We start from the raw sequence: 23624 nt of genomic DNA, 5'->3' as shown, positions 1-23624 counted from the left end.
GTCCTCGGGTACTGGAGCTCAATGCGCCGCCGCGGCATCCGCACCGGCATTGCCGCCGGACGGCGCCTTGCCGCCGCGCATCAGCAGCACCAGCGGCATCGACACCAGCGTCAACAGCATCATCAGCTTGAAGTCGTTGAGGTAGCCGATGGCCGCCGCCTGCCGGTTCACTTCGGCATTGAGAAGCGCCAGGCCAGTGGCGGTGGACGGATCCATCGCGGCGGGCAGCAGCGTCGTCTCCGCGCCGAAGGCCTGGATGCGCGCACCGATCTCGGCATGGTTTACCTGCATCGCACGCGACAGCATGGTCATCACCACCGAAATGCCGACCGACGAACCGATGTTGCGCACCAGGCTGAAGAGGCCGGCGGCTTCGGTGCGCTGGTGCGGCTCCAGCGTGGCGTAGGCGACCGTGGAGATCGGCACGAATACCAGGCCCAGGCCCATGCCCTGCACCACGCCCAGCCAGACGATGGATTCCATCGATGCATTCGGCCCGAACTGGGTCATACCGTGCAGCGAGAATGCCATCAGTGCCATGCCCACCAGGATCGGCCAGCGCGCGTCGATCCGCCCCAGCAGCCGGCCGACGACCATCATGCTGAACATCGTGCCGACGCCGCGCGGCGCGAGCACCAGGCCGATGGTCAGCACCGGGTAGTTCATCAGCGTGCTCAGGTACGGCGGCAGCAGCGCCAGCGTCGCGAACAGCACGATGCCGACGACGAAGATCAACGCGCAGCCGACGGCGAAGTTGGCATTCTTGAGCAGGCCCAGATCGAGCAGCGCGTGCTCGCGCTTGCGCCACCACCACAGCCCGTACATGTACAGCGCGAGGAAAGCGAGCGCGGCTTCGATCTGGATCTCGACACTGCCGAACCAGTCCTCGCTCTGCCCACGGTCCAGGAACAACTGCAGCGCGCCGATACCGAGCGCCAGCAGGCCCAGCCCGATGCCGTCGAGCTTGCGTTCCTGCACCGCGTCCTTCTTCACGCTGGCCATGATGCCGACCAGCGCGAGGATGCCGATAGGCAGGTTGATCAGGAACACCCAGTGCCAGCTGTAGTTCTGGGTCAGGAAGCCACCCAGCGGCGGCCCCAGGATCGGCCCGACCATGATGCCCATGCCCCACATCGCCATCGCCGCACCGTGCTTCTCCTTCGGGAACGCGTCGAGCAGCAGCGACTGCGAGATCGGCACCAGCGACGCACCGAACACGCCCTGCAGGATGCGGAACAGCACCATCTCGCCGATGCCGGTGGCGATGCCGCACAGCAGCGAAGCGACAGTGAAGCCGCTGACCGCGATGATCAGCAGGCGCCGGCGCCCGAGGCGCCCGGCCAGCCAGCCGGTGACCGGCGTCAGGATCGCGGCCGCGACGATGTAGCTGGTCAGCACCCACGACACCTGGTCCTGGGTGGCCGACAGCGAGCCCTGCATGTCGGGCAGCGCGACGTTGGCGATGGTGGTGTCCAGCGCCTGCATCAGCGTGGCCAGCATCACCGAGCCGACCAGCAGCGTGCGCTTGCCGGTGTCGTCCTGTGCGGGTGCGGCGGTCGTGCTCATGGGGAAGTCCGGAAGGGATCGGCGCATAGGGCATGCGTCGATCCAGAGGTCACCCGGGGCGCGGCGTCAGCGGGGCCGGGCCCCACCACAGTGCCCTCGCCCGCGTCCGCGCACGCCCGGGATGACATGGAAAGGAAACCTCAGCGCGCGGCGGTCGCGCGGCTGGAGGCGCTGCCGCCATCGCGCAGCTCGACGTGCACGTCGGCGCTCATGCCGGCGCGCAGTTGCGGCGCATCGGCGGCAGCGCTGTCGATCTCGAGGCGCACGGGGATGCGCTGCACGATCTTCACCCAGTTGCCGGTGGCGTTCTGCGGCGGCAGCACGCTGAACTCGGCGCCGGAGGCCGGCGCGATGGACGCCACGTGCGCCTTCCACGTCACGCCCGGATAGCTGTCCACTTCGATCGTCGCGGGCTGGCCGACCTTCATCTTCTCCAGCTCGGTTTCCTTGAAGTTGGCTTCCACCCAGATCGGCGAGGTGGCCACCAGCGGCATCGCCGTCTGGCCGACATTGATGTACTCGCCCACTTGCAGGTCGTGTAGGCCGACGATGCCGTCCACCGGCGCGCGCACTTCGGCGTGCGCCAGGTCGAGCCTGGCCTTCGCCAGCATTGCGGCGGCGGCGCGGTATTCCGGCAGGTCCTGCGTCGGGGTGCCCGGGCTGCCGCTCAGCGAGGCGGTGGCTTCGGACTGGGTGGCGATGGCATCTGCCAGGTCGGTGCGCGCTTCGGCGACCGCGTGGCGCGCGTCGTCCAGCATCTTGCGCGAGACCAGCTGCTGGCCGGCGAGCTGCTGCATGCGCTGGAAATCGCGCTGCGCCCACGCCAGCGTCTCGCGCGCCGCCTGGATGGAGGTGCCGGTACCGACCACCTTGGCGCGGCTGGCGCTGGCGCTGTTCGCCATGCGCGCCACCAGCGCCTCGTTCTGCGCGACGGCGATCGTCAGCGGATCGGCATCGATGCGGAACAGCAGATCGCCCTTCTTCACCGGCTGGTTCTGCTGGACAGCGACTTCGACCACGCGGCCGCCGACCTGCGGCGCGATCAGGATGCGCTCGGCCTTGATGTAGGCGTTGTCGGTGCTGACCTCGCGCTGCGAGGCGACGTATTCCCAACCGAAGAAGCCGGCCACGGCGAGCGGGCCTGCCACCCACAGCCACACGGGGACGCGGCGGCGCTTGGGAGCGGGAGTCCGGGCCGCATTCTCGGCGGCCTCGTTGATCTTGCTGGTCATGGTGGGGATTCAGCCCTTGCGGAGGGAGGACTCGCCGCGGCTGGCACGGTCGAGCAGGGAGAGGTTTTCGCGGATCTGGCCGAGCACCTTGAGTGTCGTCGCCAGTTCACCGGGGTCGACGCCGGCCAGGCAGTCTTCGCGGACCGAGGTGGCTACGGCCTCGATGTCGTGCATCACCGCGTCCGACTGCGGCAGCAGGTGCAGCCGCCACACGCGGCGGTCGTCGGGATCGCTGCGGCGCTCGATGAAGCCGGCCTTCTGCAGGCGGTCCAGCACGCGGCCGACCGCGATCGGCTCCATGTCCAGCAGGTCGGCGAGCGCGGACTGGGTGATGCCCTCGCTCTGGTGGATGCGCTTGAGCGCGCGCCATTGCACGCGGGTCAGGCCCAGATGGGCGGCGCGGCGATCGAACACGCGGCCGAACAACCGGCTCAGGTCCGCGATCAGGTAACCGATGGTGCTTTGGCCGGCAGGTGTCTTCATGGGTGCCTATGATATAGATGCTTAAGCAATTATATTCAAGGCGACGGAAAATCGTTCAGCCGAGCTTTCGCTACGGCTCAGGGTGTTTAGGGACGCGGACTGGGCCCGCAAGACGGTTCTCGTCGCCCGGTTCAAACGACCATCAGGGGCCCGAACCGGGCGACCGAGGAAGGCTCGTCATCCCCGCGAAGGCGGGGACCCAGCGACTTTGGCATTCAGAAGCCGAAGGCGCTGGATTCCCGCCTTCGCGGGAACGACGGTGGGAGGGAACGGATTCCACCGTTGGCAGGGAGTTCAATCCCCTGCACAAGACCCTCGCAGTGCCCTGTTTCAAGCGAGAGCCCCGCACCAAATCGATGAATGGAGAGCCGTCATCCCCGCGAAGGCGGGGACCCAGCGACTTTCCTGCTCGTAAGCCAAAGGCGCTGGGTTCCCGCCTTCGCGGGAACGACGGTGTGATGGAACGGATTTCACCGTTGGCATGGAGCTTGACCACCGCATAGAACCATCGCAGCGCCCTGTTCCAAGCGAGTGCCCCGCACCAAATCAATGAATGGAGAGCCGTCATCCCCGCGCAGGCGGGGACCCAGTGACTTTCCTGCTCGTAAGCCGAAGGCACTGGGTTCCCGCCTTCGCGGGAACGACGGTGGGAGGGAACGGATTTCACCGTTGGCATGGAGTTCGATCCCCCGCACAAGACCATCGCAGCGCCCTGTTCCAAGCGAGTGCCCCGCACCAGATCGATGGATAGAGAGCCGTCATCCCCGCGAAGGCGGGGACCCAGCGACTTTCCCACTGTGAAGCCGAAGGCACTGGGTTCCCTCCTGCGCGGGAATGACGGTGTGATGGACCGGATGCTCCTGCCGGCATTTAGGTCGCCCACGCAGAGGGCACTCGCCGCTCCCTGCATCAAGCGTGCAAGTGGCCACCAGCAAGGCCGACGGAAGAAAGGCCGTCATCCCCGCGAAGGCGGGGACCCAGCGACTTTCCTGCTCGGAAGCCAAAGGCCCTGGATTCCCGCCTTCACGCGAATGACGCATCGGCGGAGCGGACGACAGGCCTTGGTTTCCGATTCCGACCCCGCAAACGACGACGCCGGCACAAGGCCGGCGTCGGAATCACTTCGTGGCGCAGGCGATCAGCCTTCCCACTTGCCCAGCGCGGCCAGGCCGTTTTCCTTGGCGCGCTCGTACACCACGGCCTGGGCCTTGGCGAAGTTGCCCACCAGGTCCTGCGACCACAGCTTCAGCGCGGCCTGCTGCATGGCGCGGCCGTAGGAGAAGCTGAGCGGCCACGGCAGGTTGCCCAGCTGGTTCATGGCGTTGAGGTGGGCGGTGGACTGCTCGTCGGTCTGGCCGCCGGACAGGAACACCACGCCCGGCAGGATGGCCGGCACGGTGCTCTTCAGGCACATCACGGTGGACTCGGCCACTTCGTCGACGTCGGCCTGCTCCTCGCAGTCCTTGCCGGCGATGACCATCGAGGCCTTCAGGATGGTGCCTTCCAGCAGCACGTTCTGCTCGTACAGCGCGCCGAACAGCGAACGCAGCACGGCTTCGGTCACTTCGTAGCAGACCTCGATGTTGTGGTCGCCGTCCATCAGCACTTCCGGCTCCACCATCGGCACCAGACCGCACTCCTGGCACAGCGCGGCGTAACGGGCCAGCGCATGCGCATTGGCCTCGATGCAGGTGCCGGAGGGGATGTCCTCGCCGATGGTGATGACCGCGCGCCACTTGGCGAAGCGCGCGCCCAGCTTGTAGTACTCCTTCAGGCGGTCGCGCAGGCCGTCGAGGCCTTCGGTGACCACCTCGCCCGGGCAGCCGGCCAGGGGGTGCGTGCCCTTGTCGACCTTGATGCCGGGGATGATGCCGTGGTCGGCCATGTACTTGGCGAACGGCACGCCGTCCTTGGTGGACTGGCGCAGGGTTTCGTCGAACAGGATGGCGCCGGAGATGTAGTCCGACAGCTTCGGCGTGGTGAGCAGCAGCTCGCGGTAGGCGCGACGGTTCTCTTCGGTGTTCTCGATGCCCACGCCCTGGAACCGCTTGGCGATGGTGGTGGTGGACTCGTCGATCGCGATGATGCCCTTGCCCGCGGCCACCATGGCCTGGGCGGTTTCGGCAAGCTGTTCGATGCTCATGGGATTCCTGTGGCGGGGCGAAAAAGAGACCAATTATAGACCGCGCCCCGCCGACAGCGGGCAATCGCGGCGGCGAACGCGCCGCAGCGCGCCCGGAATCCCGACGTCGCAGGCGGTCCCGCGCGGCCGGAACCGCTTACAGCTCGCCGAGTCCCTCGGCCTTGCCGCGCTCGCCCATCTGCAGCAGGCGAAGCGTATTGGTGGCGCCGTGGCGCTCCATGTGGTCGCCGCTGGTGAAGATGACGCGGTCACCCTCGGCCAGCAGCTCGCGGTCGTGCAGCACGCGCATCGCATCGCGCGCGGCCTCACGCGGAGCCAGGCCGCGGCTGTCGAAGGCGATCGGGAACACGTCGCGGATCATCGCCATCTTGCGGCGCGCGCCGTCGTGGCGCGAGAACGCATAGATCGGCGCGCTGGAGCGGAAGCGCGACAGGAAGCGCGCGGTGCCGCCGGATTCGGTCATCGCCACGATCGCGCGCACGCCGATGTGCTCGGACAGGAACATCGTGGCCATCGCGATGGCCTGGTCGGCGCGCTCCAGGTTGCGCGGCGCCTTCTCGAAATCGGTATCCATCTCGAACTGCTTCTCGGCGCCCAGGCAGATGCGCGCCATCGCTTCCACCGCGCGGACCGGGTAGCTGCCGGCCGCAGTCTCGGCCGACAGCATCACCGCGTCGGTGCCGTCGATGACGGCGTTGGCCACGTCCAGCACTTCGGCGCGGGTGGGGATCGGGCTGTCCACCATCGACTGCAGCATCTGGGTGGCGGTGATCACCACCTTGTTGCGCGCCAGCGACTCGCGGATGATCTTCTTCTGCAGGCCGGGCAATTCGGCATCGCCGATCTCCACGCCCAGGTCGCCGCGCGCGACCATCACCACGTCGCTGGCATCGACGATCTCGGCCAGGTTCTCGATGGCTTCGGTACGTTCGATCTTGGAGACCAGTGCGGCGTCGCAGCCGTGCTCGCGGGCGATGCGGCGCGCTTCGTTCATGTCGTCGGCATTGCGGCAGAACGACACGGCGATGAAGTCCACGCCGATGTTCTCCGCCACATAGGCGATCAGCTCACGGTCGCGCTCGGTCAGCGCGCCCAGCGACAGGCCGCCGCCCTGCTTGTTCAGGCCCTTGCGGTCGGACAGCACGCCGTCGTTGAGCACGGTGCAGATGATGCGTTCGCCCTCGACCGAGGTCACCTTCAGCTGCATCAGGCCGTCGTCGAGCAGCAGGACGTCGCCCGCTTCCACGTCGCCCGGCAGGCCGAGGTAGCTGACGCCCACCTGGGTGGCATCGCCCGGAGGTGCATCGACACGGGCCACCAGGTCGAAGCGGTCGCCGGTCTTCAGCACCACCTTGCCTTCGGCGAAACGTTCCACGCGGATCTTCGGGCCCGGCAGGTCGGCCAGGATGCCGACCTCGGCACCGACGCGCTGCGCCGCCAGGCGAACGGCAGCGGCACGCTTGGCCTGTCCGGACGGATCGCCATGCGAGAAGTTCAGTCGCACCACGTTGACGCCGGCGCGGAACAGATCCTCCAGCACGCCGGGCGGGTCGGTCGCCGGTCCGAGGGTGGCGAGGATCTTGGTGCGGCGCTGGCGTTCGGTCATGGTGCGGATTCCCTGTGATCGCGCAAACGCTACCACAGCGATACGGATGCGTAGAGACCCGCGGACCCCGTGTGATCGCACTGTCCCGGGACAGCATGAGGCACGTGTACCGGCACGCCAGCAAAGCCCTGTTTTCAAGCGCTTTCGCAACGGTCGCGCACGTCGTGCGACTGGTATTTTTTTGGTCTCTGCCCGCATGCCGGATGCTGCGCGCGCACACCCGACTGCGCAAAAAACGCGAGGATGAAACGCGCGTTTGATCGCGTGCGTTTCCGCTCAGGCGAGCAGTGGCTGCAATTGGTCGGGTGCGCCTGCGAGCCGGGTCGCGCCTGCATCGCGCAACTCCTCTTCTCCGCCGAATCCCCACAGCACGCCGACGTTGCGCATGCCATGGTGACGCGCGCCCTCGATGTCCATGCGGCGGTCACCGATCATCCAGCACGCATCAGGCGTCAGTGAAAGGCGCCGCAGGGCTTCGCCGATCAGGTCCTTCTTGTGGCTGAGGCGGCCATCGACAGTCGCGCCGATGATGTCCTCGAAGCGATGCCCGAACGGCAGGTGCGCCAGGATCTTGCGCGCGTGCGGCTCGTTCTTGGCGGTGACCACGGCGAGCCGGTGACCCTCGGCGTGAAGCGCCTCGATGGTTTCGCCGACGCCGGCGTAGACCTGGTGCTCCAGCCAGCCGTGCGACTCGAAGCGCTCCAGGTAATGCTCGATGGCGGCCTCGACCTTGGCCGGATCGCCCAGCAGCGGCATGAAGCTGGTACGCAGCGACGGACCGATCCAACCGCGCAGCTCGGCCTCCGATGGAATCGGATGCTCGAGCTGGGTCAATGCGTGGGCGATGCAGCGGGTGATGCCGACGGCCGAATCGATCAGCGTGCCGTCGAGGTCGAAGAACAGCGTGGCGCGGCTCACTGGCCGCGTGCTTCCAGCGCCGCGACGGCCGGCAGCGTCTTGCCTTCGAGGAATTCGAGGAAGGCGCCGCCACCGGTGGAGATATAGCTGACGTCGTCGGCGATACCGTACTTGTCCACCGCCGCCAGCGTGTCGCCGCCGCCGGCGATGGAGAATGCCTTCGACTGCGCGATCGCATGCGCCAGCGTTTCGGTGCCCTTGCCGAAGGCATCGAACTCGAATACGCCCACCGGCCCGTTCCACACCACGGTGCCGGCCGACTTGATCAGTTCGGCATAGCGCTGCGCGGTCTGCGGACCGATGTCGAGGATCAGGTCGTCGGCCGCGACGGCGTCCACGGCCTTCACCGTCGCCGGCGCATCGGCGGAGAACGCGGTGGCGACCACCACGTCGGTCGGCAGCGGAATCTCGGCACCACGCGCCTTCGCATCGGCATCGATCTTCTTCGCGGTCTCGATCAGGTCGGCTTCGATCAGCGACTTGCCCACCGCATGGCCTTCCGCCGCGATGAAGGTGTTGGCGATGCCGCCGCCGACGATCAGCTGGTCCACCTTGCCCACCAGGCTGGTCAGCAGTTCCAGCTTGGTGGAGACCTTGCTGCCGGCGACGATGGCCAGCAGCGGGCGGGCCGGATTGGCCAGCGCCTTGTCCAGCGCGTCCAGTTCGGCCATCAGCAGCGGGCCGCCGGCGGCGACCGGGGCGAACCGGATCACGCCATGCGTGGAGGCCTGCGCGCGGTGCGCGGTGCCGAACGCGTCCATGACGAAGACGTCGCACAGCGCGGCGTATTTTTTCGACAGCGCTTCGTCGTCCTTGCCTTCGCCGACGTTCATGCGGCAGTTCTCGAGCAGGACGATCCGGCCCGGCGCCACGTCGACGCCATCCACCCAGTCCTTCACCAGCGGCACCTCGACGCCGAGCAGTTCGGACAGGCGCGCGGCGACCGGCGCCAGCGAATCGGCTTCGCTCCACACGCCTTCCTTCGGGCGGCCCAGGTGCGAGGTCACCATCACCGCCGCGCCCTTCTGCAGCGCCAGCTTCAGCGTCGGCAACGACGCGGTGATGCGCTGCTCGGACGTGATCCGGCCAGCGTCGATCGGCACGTTAAGATCCTGGCGGATCAGCACGCGTTTGCCGGCGAGGTCGAGGTCGGTCATGCGGACGATGGGCATCGGAAGTCCTGGGCAGCGGGAGAGACCGCTATTGTCCCGCCTGCCCCCGCATGCCGCAAACGACCGCAGCCTAGGCCGGTGGCCGGCTGCGCAGCAGGCTGAAGGCGAAGGCCGCCACCAGCGCCGCACCGGCGATCAGCAGGCCCCACAGTAGCCAGGTCTTCCAGTCGCGCGGCGTGGGCGGAGCGACCAGCGCCGCATCGCCGGCCAGCACCGTGGACGGGGACAGGTACGCCGGCGCGGGCTGCCAGTCCTCGCCGCGGTCGCGCCGCAGCGAATCCACCAGGGCAGGCATCGGGACGGCGGCGCGGCGCGCGCTCGCACTGCCTGCCACCAGTGCGTAGGGCGGCGTGCCCCGTGCAAGGAACACCACCACTTCCGACCGGTAGCCGAGTCGAAGCGTGGGCGCCCGCTCCGGCAGTGCGCCGGTGTTGCGCAGCCGCCAGTAGCGGTCGCGTGCCGGTCCGCTCGACAACGGTTGCGCCGGCGAGGCGCTGGGCTGTTCGCCGGCCACGCGATACGCCACCCACGGCCCGGCGCGCAGTCGCCACGGCGCGTCCGTGCTGTCGCGGCTCTCCAGCGTCCATTCGCCGACGGTGTAGTCGTCCATCGCCAGATCGGCCAGGGCCACGGGATAGCGCCCATCGCTTTCGTAGGTGTAGCCGTCCACACCCTGCTCGGACATGCGCCGGCCCTGCAGCTCCGACCACTGCACATCCTGGCGCGGATGCACGGCCTGCAGGCGCACGCGCACCTCACGGATCGGCAGGGCCGGCGAGGCATCGAGCGGCACGAAGCGGATGTAGCGAAGACCGCCGCGGATCGGCGCCTCGTCGCGCAGCAGGCGTTGCGGGCCGCGCTGCAGCTCGACCAGGGTCACGCGGTCCTGCACGACCTCCCACGCCTGCAGGTCCTGGCTGCCTTCGACCCGATAGCGCGATTCGCGCGGCGTGCCGGCATCCCAGGTGAACTCCAGCGCTTCGGGCGTATCGCGGATGCCGCTCAGGTCGACCAGGAAGGCACGTGCGGGACCGGAGGCGGCCGTACCGCCACCGTCGGCCTCGATGCGCACGATGCGGCCGTTCTCGCCGAACTGCGCCGACACGCGCGACGGTACCGATGGATCCTGCTGCAGCGCCGGCAGCGGAAACCATGGCACCACGATGCGTCGCGCCGGCAGGGCCGTGGGCTGCTCGGGGCCGAACAGTGCCGCCGCCACCGGCCTGCCCTGCGCATCCAGCACATCGATGTCGCGCAGGTCCGGCCATGCCGTGGTGGTGTAGACCTCGCGGTCGAGGACCACGCGGTACGCACCCGCCTGTTCGGACGACAACGTCAGCGGCCAGCGCTTCGCATAGGGAGCAGACGTTGGCGCCTGCGCGGCGGCGAGCACGGGCAGCAGAGACAGGACCATCAGCCACTTCTTCATGCGGGTGCTTCCTCGTTGTCGATGCGCCGCGGCGGTGCCGGCGCCAGATAGCCCACCACGGTGCACAACAGGCCGTAGCCGATGAACGAGCCGATGCCGAGCAGGTTGCCCAGATGCTGGCGATCGACGAAGACCAGCTTGGCCAGCACCACGCCCATCAGCACCGCACCGCCCAGCCACAACATGCGCTGGCCGCGGCGCGACCCGATCACCCAGCCCAGCACGCCCAGCACGCTCCAGGTGATGGTCAGGCTGGTTTGCGCCAGGCTGCCCGACAGCAGACCCTCGTTCCACGGCACGCCGCCCCAGTGATGCACGGCATGCAGCACCACCGAGGTGATCCACACGAAGGCCAGCGACGACAGCAGCACGATGCGCGCCGGCGGCAGCGTACGGGTTTCCGGCAGCCACCAGCGCAGCAGCAGGACCAGCACCGCGAACTGGGCGAGTTCCAGCGGATTCAGCACCGGCATCCACGGCAGCGGACGCGCGCTGCCGGCCATGAACAGCGACACCAGCCACCACAGGCCCAGTGCGGCGAACAGCACGCCCAGCAACGGTGTACGCCAGCCATCGAACCGGTCGCCAAGCGGAGCCGCCAGCCATGCCCAACGGAACAGCGCGAGCGCCACCACCACCAGCCATGGCAACGCGATGAGACCGGCCTGCCAACCACTGCCCATGCCCTGCACATGTCCGGGCAGCCAGGCCAGCAGCAGGCTCGCCACCAGCGGCCACACCAGCCACCACACGAACTGCGCCGCACCGGCCAGCCGATGATCGCTGTCGCGCAGGCACATCAGGCTGCGGACGCCGAGTACCGCATAGGCGAGCCATGCCCACACGCCATTGCCGGCGAAGGGCTGCTGGTGCTCCGCGGTCTGCCACAGCGCCAGCGGCGCGGCGGACGCCAGCGCGGCCAGCGTGGTCCAGGCGAGCGCGCCGGCCGGGCGCCGGCGATGCACTTCCGCTGCCAGCCAGCCGGTGAGCGCGATGAAGGCGAGCATCGCGTCTGGCTCACTATCTCCGTCGATGTGGGTGTCGATCTCGAGCACGCCGTTGCCCAGCCACCAGGCAAGCGCCCACAGGTAGTACACCAGCGCCACGCCGGCACTCCGCCCGCGATACGCCCAGGCACTGGCAACGCCTGCGGCCGCGATCAGCAATGCGCTCATGAAGGCCGCGTTGGCGAACATCGGCACGGCAGCGGTCGTATCCCACGACGGCGCGTCGGCGCTCGCGATGAAGAACGCCACCGCCGCCGCAAGCTGCAGGCCCGCACCGGTAAACTGCGGCAACAGGCGCGACTGCCGCAGTCCCAGCCACGCCAGCGCCGCGCCTTCCAGCGCGAACACGCAGGCCGTGGCCTGCGCCGACAGCGCCAGCGGCACGGACAGCGTGGCGAAGCCGACCGCCAGCAGGGCGTACGAATGCGCCAGCACGTCGTAATTCTCGCGACGCCGCAACGCCCGCGACAGCACCGCATACATCACGCCAAGCCCCAGCGCGCAGAACGCCAGCGGCAGTCGGCTGTCCTCGAAGCTGCCGCCCTGCATCAGCCCCTCCTGCAGCGAGAACGCGACCAGCGGCATGCCGAACACCAGACATCCGTCGATCAAGTCGCGCCGGCTGGCCGGCTGGCGACGCGCGAACAGCAGCGGGATCAGCAGGTAGAACACGAAGAACAGTGCCAGGAAAGGTTGCGTGCTGGCGTACTTCTCCGGCGCATAGTCGAACAGGCCCCACGCGGTGCCGATGCCGAAGGTGAAGAGGAAGCCGAGCAGGTTCAGCACGCGCCACGACCTGTACCAGGCGATGCCGACGATGGCCGCGTTCAATACCGCGTAGTACGAGAACAGCGCCACGTGGTTGCCGCTGCCGGTGGACAGCCAGATCGGCGCGAGGAAGCCTGCCAGCAGCGCGAACACGGCCAGCGACTTCGCATCCTGCAGCACCGCCAGCATGCCCGCACCGGCGATCAGCACGATGCTCAGCGCGAAGGCCGCGCCGGCCGGCATCACGCCGAAGATCTTGAACGCCGCGAACGCGACCAGCAGCAGCACGCCAATGGCACCGCCCTGCACGCTCAAGGCGAATGTGCGGTTGCTGTCGCGCTTGCGCCACGCGAAAACCAGCGCGCCCAGCGCCGCTGCCGCGATGCCGGCCAGACGCAGTTCCGGCGGCAGGGTGAACCAGCCTTGGTCCGCGCCGTACTTCAGCAGCGCGGCCACGCCGGCGAACAGCACCAGCACGCCGATCTTGACCGGTACGTTGCCGACAGTGAACCAGCGTTGCACCGCACGCAGGGCGACGGTGAACACATCGGGTTTGGCGGGACGTGGCGGCGCTTCGGGGCGCGGTGGGCGCGGCGGCACCGCCGGCGCGGGTTCCACGGGCGGCGCCGCAGGCACGGGGCGCTGCGGGGGAATCGGTGGCGGCGTCGCGGCCGCCGGGGTGGGAGGCGGTGTCTGGACGCGCACCGGCGGCGACCGCACGAGTTCGGTCAGCGTCGGCCCGTCATCGACCGGCGCGGGTGTCGCGACATCCGCCGCCTGCGGTGCGACGGACGCAACCGGCGCGCTGCGCAGCTGCATCACCTGCCGTTCCAGTTCGCCGACCCGGCGTTTCAGCCCGCTGATGGCGACCAGCGCCACGATCAGCAGTACCGGCACGGCCAGTACCGCCAGGCCGAGCAGCACCAGCACTCCCGCCAGATCATCCATCGCCTACCCCGTCGTTGCGTGTTCGATGCGGGAACGGACGCATCCGCTCCCCGGCCGTCCATTCAGCCTCGCCGCAGCCTCGGCCAAGGCGGCCGGATTTGCAAGATTCGATGCGCAGGTGGCGCCATCCCGCCCGCTCCGTATCACTTCGCGATACCCGCAAACGACACGGGCGCCCCCAGGGGCGCCCGTGCGATGCCGCCGGAGCCTGCGGCTTACTTGCCGGCGACCACCCTGACCATTTCCAGGCACTTGTTGGAGTAGCCCCACTCGTTGTCGTACCAGGCCACGAGCTTGACGAAGGTCGGGTCCAGCGCGATGCCGGCCTCGGCGTCGAAGATCGAGGTGCGGGTGTCGCCGCGGAAATCGGTGGCGACCACCTTGTCCTCGGTGTAGCCCAGGATGCCCTTCAGGGCGCCCTGGCTCTGCGCCTTCATCTCGGCCTTGATCTCGTCGTACGTGGCCGGGTTCTCGAGCTCGGCGGTCAGGTCGACCACCGACACGTCGCTGGTCGGCACGCGGAACGACATGCCGGTCAGCTTCTTGTTGAGCGAGGGGATGACCACGCCGACGGCCTTGGCCGCACCGGTGGACGAGGGAATGATGTTCTCGAGGATGCCGCGGCCGCCGCGCCAGTCCTTGTTGCTCGGGCCGTCGACCGTCTTCTGCGTGGCGGTGGCGGCGTGCACGGTGGTCATCAGGCCGCGCTTGATGCCCCACTTGTCGTGCAGCACCTTGGCGATCGGCGCCAGGCAGTTGGTCGTGCACGAGGCGTTGGAGATGATCGCCTCGTCGTTGTAGGTGTCGTGGTTCACGCCGTAGACGAACATCGGCGTGTCGTCCTTCGACGGGGCCGACAGGATGACCTTCTTCGCGCCCGCATCGAGATGCTTCTGCGCAGTCGCCTTGTCGAGGAACAGGCCGGTGGACTCGATGACGACATCGGCGCCGACGTCATCCCACTTCAGGTTGGCCGGATCGCGCTCCTGGGTCAGGCGGATCTTCCTGCCGTTGACGAACAGCGCACCACCCTCGACCTTCACGTCGCCGTCGAAACGGCCGTGCACGGAGTCGTACTGCAGCATGTAGGCCAGGTAGTCCGGCTCCAGCAGATCGTTGATGGCGACGATCTCGATGTCGTTGCCGAAGTTCTGCACGGCGGAACGCAGCACGTTGCGCCCGATGCGGCCGAAGCCGTTGATACCCACCTTGATCGACATTGCTCAGGACTCCTGCGGCCACGCACGCGGCGCGGCGGGGTTGACGGGGGCCGACATTCTAACAGGCCACCCCGGCGGCACGTCCCCGCGGGCATTGATCAGGATCAAGGCAGCACGGGAAACGCGGGCAGAGACTGACGCCACCTTCCAACGAGCGTCACCACCATGAAGAAGACCCTGATCCCGATCGCCGTCGCCCTTGCCTTCGGCGCCGCCGCGCCCGCCTTCGCCCAGTCCAAGGGCGACTGGACCCTGGGCGTCGGCGCGCACCAGGTGAACCCCAAGTCCGGCAATGGCTCGCTCGCCGGCGGCACCCTGCCGCTGGACATCGACAGCGACGTCAAGCCGACCATCACCTTCGAATACTTCCTGCGCGACAACCTGGGCCTGGAAGTGCTGGCCGCCCTGCCGTTCAAGCACGACATCGCCGTCGACGGCGTCGGCACCGTGGGCAGCACCAAGCACCTGCCGCCGACCGTGTCACTGCAGTACCACTTCAACAGCAAGGGCAAGGTGTCGCCGTTCCTCGGCGCCGGCCTGAACTACACCACCTTCTTCAGCGAGGACACCCAGGGCGCGCTGGCAGGCACCGACCTGAAGCTGGACGACTCGTGGGGCTTGGCCGCGCATGCGGGGCTCGACATCAAGGTCAGCGAGCGCGGCGCCGTGCGCGTGGATGCGCGCTGGATCGACATCGATACCGACGTCAGCGTGGATGGCGTGGACCTGGGCACCGCCAACATCGATCCGATGGTCTACGGCGTGGCTTATGTCCTGACGTTCTGAGCAGACAACCGATCCGTCGCCTGCGGCAAATCGGGGAACGGCCCGTGTCGGGTAAAGTACCGGCATGGTCCGTCCCCTTTTTTCATCCCTCGTTCTCGTCACCGCCCTCGTGCTGCTGCCGGTGCCGGCGCAGGCATGGGGCCTGCTGGGGCATCGGCTGGTCGCCCTGCTGGCCTGGGACGACCTGACCCCGGATACGCGCCGCCGGATCGACGCGCTGCTGCAGGGCGAACCGGACCCCACGCTGGCCGGCATTGCCGGCTGGGCGGACGACCTGCGCAAGAACGATCCCGTGTTGGGCCGGCAAAGCGCGAACTGGCACTTCGTCAATCTCGGCGAAGACGATTGCGTCTATTCGCAGCGCCGCGATTGCCCAGGCGGTAACTGCGTGGTGGAAGCCATCCGCGCGCAGACCGCGATCCTGGCCGATCCGGCGCGCACGCGCGCGGAGCGGTTGCAGGCCTTGAAGTTCGTCGTGCATTTCGTCGGCGACGCGCACCAGCCCTTGCACGCCGGCTACGCGCGCGACAAGGGCGGCAACGATGCGCAGATCAACTGGAACGGGCGCGGTACCAACCTGCACACGCTGTGGGACAGCCGCATGCTGCTGTCCACCGGCCGCAGCGAACAGGCTTACCTGGATCACCTGCGCACGTTGCCGCGTCCCACCCTGGCGGCCATGACGCTGCCGCCGCCTGCGGCCGCGTGGGCCGAGCAGTCGTGCCGCGTCGTGATCCAGCCGGACTTCTATCCACGCCGCGCGAAACTCGAACAGGCTTACGTGGACAAGCACTTGCCCATCGCCGAGCGCCAGTTGCGCGCCGGTGGCGTGGCGCTGGCGGCGGTGCTGAACAAGGCGCTGGCGCCGCGCTGATCCGACCCGGCGCCGTCCTGCCACCGCGAGCCCGCGCATCGCATCATCGAATCGCCCGCCCCAGGAGTCGTTCGCATGACCCCATCCACGCTGCTCCGCGACGCGTTCTGGGCACTTGCCGTGGCGCTCGCGTCCCTGGCGTCCACCACGGTCCTCGCGCAGGAACGCGGCCTGACCGTGTTCGCCGCCGCCAGCCTGAAGGAGTCGCTGGACGAGGCCGCTGCCGCTTACCAGGCGCAGACCGGCGTCCCGGTCCGCGTGTCGTACGCCGCCAGTTCCGCCCTCGCCCGACAGATCGAACAGGGCGCGCCGGCCGACGTGTTCTTTTCCGCCGACCTGGAATGGATGGACCATCTGCAGCAGCGACAGAGGCTCGAAGTCGCCACGCGCCGCAACCTGCTGGGCAACCAGCTGGTGCTGATCGCGCCGAAGGCGAGCAAGGTACAGGTCGACCTGAAGCGTCCGGCGACACTGCTCACCGCCCTGGGCAGCGGCCGCCTCGCCGTCGGTCAGACGCAGACCGTGCCGGCCGGCAAGTACGCCCGGGCATCGCTGGCATCGCTGGCGCTGTGGGACGGCGTCAAGGCGCGGCTGGCCGAATCCGACAGCGTGCGCGCAGCCCTGATGCTGGTGGCGCGCGGCGAAACCCCGCTGGGCATCGTGTATGCGTCGGATGCCAGGGCTGAACCCGGTGTGCGCGTGCTGGCCACCTTCCCCGAGGATTCCCATCCGCCGATCGTCTACCCGGTGGCCGCACTGCGCGGCGCGCGCTCGGCGCAGGCGACGCGGTTCGTGCAGTGGCTTTCCTCACCCGCTGCCGATGCGATCTTCCAGCGCCGCGGCTTTTCGGTGAAGCCCTGAGCGGCCCATGCTAGACGCGTTCTCGCCGGAAGAGCTCACCGCCATCCGCCTCAGCCTGAAGGTGGCCACGGTCGCAGCGCTTGCCAGCCTGCCGGTCGGGATACTGGTGGGTTGGCTGCTGGCGCGCACGCGCTTCCCCGGCAAGGCGCTGCTCGATGCCATCGTGCACCTGCCGCTGGTGTTGCCGCCCGTCGTGATGGGCTACGCGCTGCTGGTGACACTGGGCACGCAGGGCACGGTCGGCGCGTTCCTGCAGGAGCAGTTCGGCATCGTGTTCGCGTTCCGCTGGACCGGTGCGGCGCTGGCCTGCGCGGTGATGGGCTTTCCGTTGATGGTGCGTTCCATCCGGCTGTCGCTCGAAGCGACGGACCGCCGCCTGGAGCAGGCCGCGTCCACGCTCGGTGCCGGCCCGTGGCGCGTGTTCTTCACCATCACCCTGCCGCTGGCGTGGCCGGGCCTGGTCGCCGGTAGCGTGCTGGCGTTCGCCAAGGCACTGGGCGAGTTCGGCGCCACCATCACCTTCGTCTCCAACATCCCCGGCGAAACCCAGACGCTGTCATCGGCCATCTACGGCCTGATGCAGGTGCCGGGCGGCGAAGCCGGTATCTGGCGCCTTGCCGCGGTGGCCGTGGTGATCTCGCTGACGGCCTTGCTGTTCTCGGAGTGGCTGGTCCGACGGCACCACACGCGCCAGGGTGAGGAGGCCTGATGCTCCGCCTCGACATCGAACTCCGGCGCGGCCACTTCCATCGCCACGTGCGCATCGACGACGACGCGCGCGTGATCGCGCTGGTGGGACCGTCCGGCGCAGGCAAGACGTCCGTGCTCAACGCCATCGCCGGACTGGTCACGCCGGTCGCCGGCCGTATCGAAATCGACGGCCGTTGCCTGTTCGACAGCGCGCAGCGGATCGATGAACCGGTGCATCGCCGGCGCGTGGGCTACGTGTTCCAGGACGCCCGCCTGTTCCCGCATCTCGATGTCCGTCGCAACCTGCTTTACGGACGCCACGGCGGACGCGGCGCGCCACGATTCGGCTTCGACGCCGTGGTCGAATTGCTCGGCATCGCGCCACTGCTGCCGCGCCGCACGCGCAACCTGTCAGGCGGCGAAGCCCAGCGTGTCGCGATCGGGCGTGCCCTGCTGTCGCAGCCCTCGCTGTTGCTGTTCGACGAACCATTGTCGGCGCTGGACCAGGCCCGTCGCGAGGAACTGATCCCCTACCTGCAGCGTGTCCGGGACGAGATCCGCCTGCCCATCGTCTACGTCAGCCACCATCCGGACGAAGTGCGGCGGGTCGCCGACTCCATACATACCCTCGACTGAGCGAGGGGTAGGCTGCCGCCGTGGAACCACGGAGCCGACCATGAGCACGAAGAAGCGCTGGACCTCCCTGCCCGTCGAACAGTCGCGGCGCTATCTCGAACCCGGTCCCGTCGTGCTGCTGAGCACGGCGCACCGGGGCGAACGCGCCATCATGACGCTCGGCTGGCACATGATGCTGGGCTACGACCTGGTCGGCACCTACATCTGGCAGGCCAACCGCAGCCACGCACTGGCCCGTGCCAGCCGCGAATGCGTGATCAACCTGCCGACCGAAGACCTGCTGGATACCGTGGTGCGGATCGGCAACTGCAGCAGCACCGAGCAGGACAAGTTCGAGCGCTTCGGCCTGACCGCATCGCCATCACGCGACGTGGACGCGCCGGGCATCGCCGAGTGCCACGCGCGCTTCGAATGCCGCCTGCACGAGACCCGCATCACCGCCGACTACCCGCTGTTCGTCTGGCGCATCGTCCACGCCCGCATCGCCACCTCGCCGCGCATCCCGCGCACCGTACACTACCGCGGCGACGGCCGCTTCATGGTATCGGGCCGGGAGGTCTCCCGACGGCGCCTGTTCCGGCCGGACATGCTGGAGCAGTGAGTCGGCCCATGGCCGGTTAACGCCCGGCTGGGTACGCTGGCGCCATGACCAAGCACCTTACCGACCTCGACGACGCCGTCGACCTGATCCTGTCCCACACCTACGGTCCGCTGCGCATGGGCGCACCGCTGGGCATCGGCAAGCCGCACCGGCTGTTGAACGCCCTCTACGCACGCATCTCGGCGGACCCCTCGCGACCGTGGCAGCTGTACACGGCGTTGTCGCTGGATCCGCCGGGAGGCGGCAAGGGACTGGAAGGCCGGTTCGTCAAACCGTTCGCGACGCGGCACTTCGGGGAGGACTTCCCGCGGCTGGCCTACGTGCAGGCGATCAGGCGCGATGCGCTTCCTCCGAACATCGAGGTGGAGGAGTTCTACATGCAGGGCGGCGCGTTGCTGCACTCGACCACCGCACAGCGCCACTACGCCAGCCTCAACTACACCCATGTCGCGCGCGCGCTCGCCGATCGCGAGATCAACGTCATCGTGCAGAAGGTTGCGCGCGAACCGGGCGGCACGCGTTTGTCGTTCTCGTGCAACAACGACCTCACCCAGGACACCGTGGACGCCGTCGTCGCGCGCGGGCTGCCGCGCCCGCTGTTGGTGGCCGAAGTCGATCCCGCGCTGCCGTGGATCGGCGGCACGGCGGCGGTGGATGAGGCCTACTTCGACATCGTGGTTTCGCCGCCCGGCCCGTATCCGCCGTTGTTCGGCCTGCCGCGCCAGCCGGTATCGGACGTTGACTACGCCATCGGTCTGTACGCCAGTGCGCTGGTCCGCGATGGCGGCACGCTGCAGATCGGCATCGGCGCACTGGCCGACGCGTTGTGCCATGCGCTGGTGCTGCGCCATACCGACAACCCGACCTACCGCCGCGTGCTGGCGTCACTCGATCCCGAGCTGGAACGGCATCCCGCCGTGGTCGCCAGCGGCGGCCTCGATCCGTTCGCCATCGGCCTGTACGGCTGCAGCGAGATGGTCAACGAAGGCTTCAAGCGGCTGGTGGAGACCGGCGTGATCCGTCGCAAGGTGGTCGACGACGAAGCCTTGATGCAGCGGCTCGCCGACGGCACCGCCAACCTCGGCGACCAGGCGCGGCTGGAGCGCGACGGCGAGTATCTGCATGGCGCGTTCTATCTCGGTTCGCCTGCCTTCTACGACTGGCTGCGCGAGCTGCCGGATGACCAGCGCCGCGCCATCGGCATGCGCCGCATCAGCCTGATCAACGAACTGGAGCGCGGCCGCGAGTCGCTGGCCCGCCTGCAGCGCCGCGACGCGCGCTTCTTCAACTCCTGCATGATGGCCACTGCGCTGGGCGCGGCGGTGTCCGACGGTCTGGAGGACGGCCGCGTGGTGTCGGGCGTGGGCGGCCAGTACAACTTCGTCGACATGTCGAACGCGCTGGACGGCGCACGCAGCGTTCTGATGTTCCGCGCCGTGCGCGAGGAGGCCGGTGCCGCCGGATCGAACGTCCGCTGGCACTATGGCCATACCACCATCCCGCGCCACCTGCGCGACGTCTACGTCAACGAATACGGCATCGCCGATCTCCGCGGCAGGAACGACGAGGACTGCATCGTCGCCATGGGCGGCATCACCGATGTCCGCTTCCAACCAGGATTGATCGAGCAGGCACAGCGGGCGGGAAAGCTGCGCAGCGGCTTCCATGCGCCCGCCCACTGGATCGACAACACCCCCGTGCACCTGTCCGCCCGGCTGCGCGCGTTCCGCCACGACGGCACCCTGCCCGACTACCCGCTGGGCAGCGACTTCACCGAGGTGGAGCAGCGCATCGTCAGGGCGCTGGGCTGGCTGAAGACGAAGACTGCGACGCCATGGAAGAAGATCGGCACCGTGCTGCGCGCGCTGGGGGCGAGATCGGACGATGCCGAGGCGATGGAGCGGATGCATCTGTCCGCACCGACCAGCGTGGGGGAGCGTATCGAGGCGAAGCTGCTGGGACTTGGGTTGCAGGAGAGCGGCACGCGCTGAGCGAGCCTCCGTGCTCGACTCCACTCAGGCCGCCGCACGCTCCAGCTTCACCGCCAGGGTGAAGCGCGGTGCGTGGCAGTTGCGGTTGGGTGGGCGACCCGCGTGGAGGATGTCGCCATCGAACACCACCAGCCGTCCGGGACGCGGGCTGACGGCCGCACGCACGTCGCGCTGGCGGTCGAAGAAGACGGTCTCGCCGCCCCACTCGTGGTCCCACTGCTCGCATACGTACCACAGCGCGGTCAGTTCGCCCGCGCCTTCCACGCAATCGATGTGACTGAACAGCATGTCGCCGTAATGCGCGACGTTGACGTAGCTGCGGTAGGGCCGATACGCCATGGCCGGCGCATGCACCGCCACCGCGGCCATCGTGGGCGCGGCGAACGGCATGGCGGGCAGTCGGGCCAGCGGAATCTCCGTGGCCCAGTGCCGGTACTCGGCGGTATCGGGTCGCGCGATCTCCGAGCGTGTATAGCCCGCCTGCAGCAGCACGCGATGCAGTTCCGCCAGTTGCGGCAACTCCAGCAGGCCGTCGAACACCGAGATGCGGCGTCCGTCGACCTGCTGCGTGTACGCGGGCGTGACCGTCACGGGCGCGGCCGGGCTACAGCGACTTCGCCGCCTCGACCACCGCCTCGGCGGTGATGCCGAAGTGCGTGTACAGCGCGTCGGCCGGCGCGGACGCACCGAACGTGGTCATGCCGATCACCGCGCCGTCCAGGCCGACGTACTTGCGCCAGAAATCGCTGATGGCCGCTTCCACCGCCACGCGCTTGCGCACGGCCTTCGGCAGCACCGATTCGCGGTATGCGGCGTCCTGGCGGTCGAAGACGTCGGTGGACGGCATCGACACCACGCGCGTCTTGAGGCCCTGTGCATCCAGCGTGGCCTTGGCCTGCGTGGCCAGACCAACTTCAGAGCCCGTGGCGATGAGGATCACGTCCGGCGTGCCGTCGGCATCGGCCAGCACGTAACCGCCGCGCGCGATGTCGGCCACCTGCGCCTCGGTACGCGGCTGGTGCGCCAGATTCTGGCGGGAGAACACCAGGCAGCTCGGGCCGTCCTGGCGGACGATGGCCTGCTTCCACGCCACCGCCGATTCCACTGCGTCGCAGGGACGCCACACGTCGTTGTTCGGGATGTAGCGCAGCGACGCGAGGTGTTCGACCGGCTGGTGCGTGGGACCGTCTTCGCCCAGGCCGATGGAGTCGTGCGTGTACACATGGATGGCGTGCGCCGGGATCAGTGCGCTCATGCGCACGCCGTTGCGGGCGTAGTCGCTGAACACCAGGAACGTGGCGTCGAACGGCACGAAGCCGCCGTGCAGCGCCAGGCCGTTGGCGATCGCGGTCATGCCGAACTCGCGCACGCCGTAGTACACGTAGTTGGCGTTCGGGTCGGTGGTGGACACCGACTTGCTCGCCTTCCACAGCGTGAGGTTCGAATGGGCCAAGTCGGCCGAGCCGCCGACCAGTTCCGGCAGCAGCGGCGCGAAGGCTTCGATGGCGTTCTGCGAGGCCTTGCGCGAGGCGATGGTCGGGCCTTCCGCCTGCACCTTGGCGATGTACGCATCGGCCCGCGCGACGAAGTCTGCCGGCAGCTCACCGGCGGCGCGACGCTTCAGTTCGGCGGCCTGTTCCGGGTACTGCGCGGCGTAGGCGTCGAACAGCGCGTTCCAGTCGGTTTCCAGCGCCTTGCCCGCCTCGACCTTGTTCCAGCCGGCGTAGATCTCGGCCGGCACTTCGAACGGACCATACGGCCATTCCAGCGCGGCGCGCGTGGCCTCCAGTTCGTCCTTGCCCAGCGGCGCGCCGTGGCTGGATTCCTTGCCGGCCTTGTTCGGCGAACCGAAGCCGATCGTCGTGCGGCAGCAGATCAGGGTGGGCTTGTCGGCGGTCTTCAGCGCAGTGTCGATGGCGGTCTTGATCTCGACCGGGTCGTGGCCGTTGACGTTGCGCACCACCTGCCAGCCATAGGCCTCGAAGCGGGCCGGCGTGTCGTCGGTGAACCAGCCGTCGGTGTTGCCGTCGATGGAGATCTTGTTGTCGTCCCAGAAGCAGACCAGCTTGCCCAGGCCCCAGGTGCCGGCGAGCGAAGCGGCTTCGTGCGACACGCCTTCCATCAGGCAGCCGTCACCCATGAAGACGAAGGTACGGTGGTCGACGATGGCGTGGCCGTCGCGGTTGAAGCGCTGCGCCAGCAGCTTCTCGGCCAGCGCGAAGCCGACGGCGTTGGCGAAGCCCTGGCCGAGCGGACCGGTGGTGGTCTCCACGCCCGGGGTCTCGTGGCGCTCCGGATGGCCGGCGGTCTTGCTGTGCAGCTGGCGGAAGTTCTTCAGTTCCTGCAGCGGCAGGTCGTAGCCGGCCAGGTGCAGCAACGCGTACTGCAGCATCGAGCCGTGGCCGTTGGACAGGATGAAGCGGTCGCGGTTGAACCAGTGGGGGTTCGACGGGCTGTGGCGGTAGTAGTCGTTCCACAGCACTTCGGCGATGTCGGCCATGCCCATGGGCATGCCGGGATGGCCGGAATTGGCGGCCTGCACCGCGTCGGCGGCGAGGAAACGGATGGCGTTGGCGAGCTGGCGGCGGGTGGGCGTCGTCATGGGGATCGGGGCAGAAGGGGCGGCGCCCGGCGGGCTGCGGGCGGCCCATTGTCCCACCCCCCGCCCGCGCTGTCGCGGTTGCGGGGCGCTT

The 23624-nt window shown here is 68.5% G+C and carries 19 protein-coding genes; 7 read left to right on the top strand and 12 right to left on the bottom strand.

From position 1 onward, the window contains the following. Positions 1 to 18 precede the first annotated feature (18 nt). The 10 genes from VGN58_RS03060 to gap all read right to left on the bottom strand — a co-directional run bounded on the left by VGN58_RS03060 (position 19) and on the right by gap (position 14492). Positions 19 to 1566, bottom strand: coding sequence for an MDR family MFS transporter (locus VGN58_RS03060; RefSeq protein ID WP_327481507.1), 1548 nt, complete (start codon positions 1564 to 1566; stop codon positions 19 to 21). Positions 1567 to 1706: 140 nt separating this feature from the next. Continuing rightward, positions 1707 to 2798: an HlyD family secretion protein gene (locus VGN58_RS03055; protein WP_327481505.1), complete on the bottom strand. Its 1092-nt coding sequence runs from the start codon at positions 2796 to 2798 to the stop codon at positions 1707 to 1709. Between the two features lie 9 nt (positions 2799 to 2807). Beyond that, positions 2808 to 3281, bottom strand: a complete 474-nt coding sequence (locus VGN58_RS03050) for a MarR family transcriptional regulator (RefSeq protein WP_327481503.1) — start codon at positions 3279 to 3281, stop codon at positions 2808 to 2810. Between the two features lie 1138 nt (positions 3282 to 4419). Beyond that, positions 4420 to 5424, bottom strand: coding sequence for a class I fructose-bisphosphate aldolase (locus tag VGN58_RS03045; RefSeq protein ID WP_327481501.1), 1005 nt, complete (start codon positions 5422 to 5424; stop codon positions 4420 to 4422). A gap of 136 nt (positions 5425 to 5560) precedes the next feature. After that, the gene (gene pyk / locus VGN58_RS03040; protein ID WP_327481499.1) at positions 5561 to 7030 is read right to left on the bottom strand and encodes a pyruvate kinase; all 1470 of its coding nucleotides are present in this window, start codon (positions 7028 to 7030) and stop codon (positions 5561 to 5563) included. Positions 7031 to 7306: 276 nt separating this feature from the next. Then, positions 7307 to 7948, bottom strand: coding sequence for an HAD hydrolase-like protein (locus VGN58_RS03035; protein ID WP_327481497.1), 642 nt, complete (start codon positions 7946 to 7948; stop codon positions 7307 to 7309). Further along, positions 7945 to 9120, bottom strand: coding sequence for a phosphoglycerate kinase (locus tag VGN58_RS03030; RefSeq protein ID WP_327481495.1), 1176 nt, complete (start codon positions 9118 to 9120; stop codon positions 7945 to 7947). The genes VGN58_RS03035 and VGN58_RS03030 overlap by 4 nt, the downstream gene beginning before the upstream one ends. A gap of 70 nt (positions 9121 to 9190) precedes the next feature. Continuing rightward, complete coding sequence (locus VGN58_RS03025) at positions 9191 to 10549, bottom strand: DUF3999 family protein (protein ID WP_327481493.1); 1359 nt, start codon at positions 10547 to 10549, stop codon at positions 9191 to 9193. Then, entirely contained in the window at positions 10546 to 13263 is a 2718-nt protein-coding gene (locus VGN58_RS03020) for a DUF2339 domain-containing protein (RefSeq protein ID WP_327482054.1), read from the bottom strand. The genes VGN58_RS03025 and VGN58_RS03020 overlap by 4 nt, the downstream gene beginning before the upstream one ends. A 224-nt stretch (positions 13264 to 13487) precedes the next feature. Beyond that, on the bottom strand, positions 13488 to 14492 hold the full coding sequence (gap, locus tag VGN58_RS03015; RefSeq protein WP_327481491.1) for a type I glyceraldehyde-3-phosphate dehydrogenase: 1005 nt from the start codon (positions 14490 to 14492) through the stop codon (positions 13488 to 13490). Between the two features lie 165 nt (positions 14493 to 14657). Here gap and VGN58_RS03010 point away from each other — a divergent pair, with 165 nt between their 5' ends. The 7 genes from VGN58_RS03010 (at position 14658) to VGN58_RS02980 (ending at position 20931) form a co-directional block, all read left to right on the top strand. Continuing rightward, positions 14658 to 15278 carry an OmpW/AlkL family protein gene (locus VGN58_RS03010; protein ID WP_327481489.1) on the top strand — a complete coding sequence of 207 codons (621 nt, stop codon included), beginning with the start codon at positions 14658 to 14660 and terminating at the stop codon, positions 15276 to 15278. A gap of 64 nt (positions 15279 to 15342) precedes the next feature. Next, positions 15343 to 16152, top strand: coding sequence for a S1/P1 nuclease (locus VGN58_RS03005; RefSeq protein ID WP_327481487.1), 810 nt, complete (start codon positions 15343 to 15345; stop codon positions 16150 to 16152). 75 nt (positions 16153 to 16227) lie between these two features. Further along, complete coding sequence (gene modA, locus VGN58_RS03000; protein WP_327481485.1) at positions 16228 to 17013, top strand: molybdate ABC transporter substrate-binding protein; 786 nt, start codon at positions 16228 to 16230, stop codon at positions 17011 to 17013. A 7-nt stretch (positions 17014 to 17020) separates the two neighbouring features. After that, complete coding sequence (gene modB, locus VGN58_RS02995) at positions 17021 to 17722, top strand: molybdate ABC transporter permease subunit (protein WP_327481482.1); 702 nt, start codon at positions 17021 to 17023, stop codon at positions 17720 to 17722. Next, positions 17722 to 18339 carry a molybdenum ABC transporter ATP-binding protein gene (gene modC, locus VGN58_RS02990; protein WP_327481480.1) on the top strand — a complete coding sequence of 206 codons (618 nt, stop codon included), beginning with the start codon at positions 17722 to 17724 and terminating at the stop codon, positions 18337 to 18339. Before modB ends, modC begins: the two co-directional genes overlap by 1 nt. 40 nt (positions 18340 to 18379) lie before the next feature. Beyond that, positions 18380 to 18940, top strand: a complete 561-nt coding sequence (locus VGN58_RS02985; protein ID WP_327481478.1) for a flavin reductase family protein — start codon at positions 18380 to 18382, stop codon at positions 18938 to 18940. Between the two features lie 44 nt (positions 18941 to 18984). Then, positions 18985 to 20931, top strand: coding sequence for an acetyl-CoA hydrolase/transferase C-terminal domain-containing protein (locus tag VGN58_RS02980; RefSeq protein WP_327481476.1), 1947 nt, complete (start codon positions 18985 to 18987; stop codon positions 20929 to 20931). 24 nt (positions 20932 to 20955) lie between these two features. On the opposite strand, the gene VGN58_RS02975 is transcribed toward VGN58_RS02980, so the two are convergent. Next, positions 20956 to 21522, bottom strand: a complete 567-nt coding sequence (locus VGN58_RS02975) for a 2OG-Fe(II) oxygenase (RefSeq protein ID WP_327481474.1) — start codon at positions 21520 to 21522, stop codon at positions 20956 to 20958. Between the two features lie 13 nt (positions 21523 to 21535). After that, entirely contained in the window at positions 21536 to 23533 is a 1998-nt protein-coding gene (gene tkt / locus VGN58_RS02970; protein WP_327481472.1) for a transketolase, read from the bottom strand. Positions 23534 to 23624 lie beyond the last annotated feature (91 nt).

This window comes from Pseudoxanthomonas sp. (assembly GCF_035999195.1).
In the GTDB taxonomy this organism is placed as follows: Bacteria; Pseudomonadota; Gammaproteobacteria; order Xanthomonadales; family Xanthomonadaceae; genus Pseudoxanthomonas_A.
Note: the sequence above shows the minus strand (reverse complement) of the source record. Positions and strands in the feature narration are given on the sequence as shown.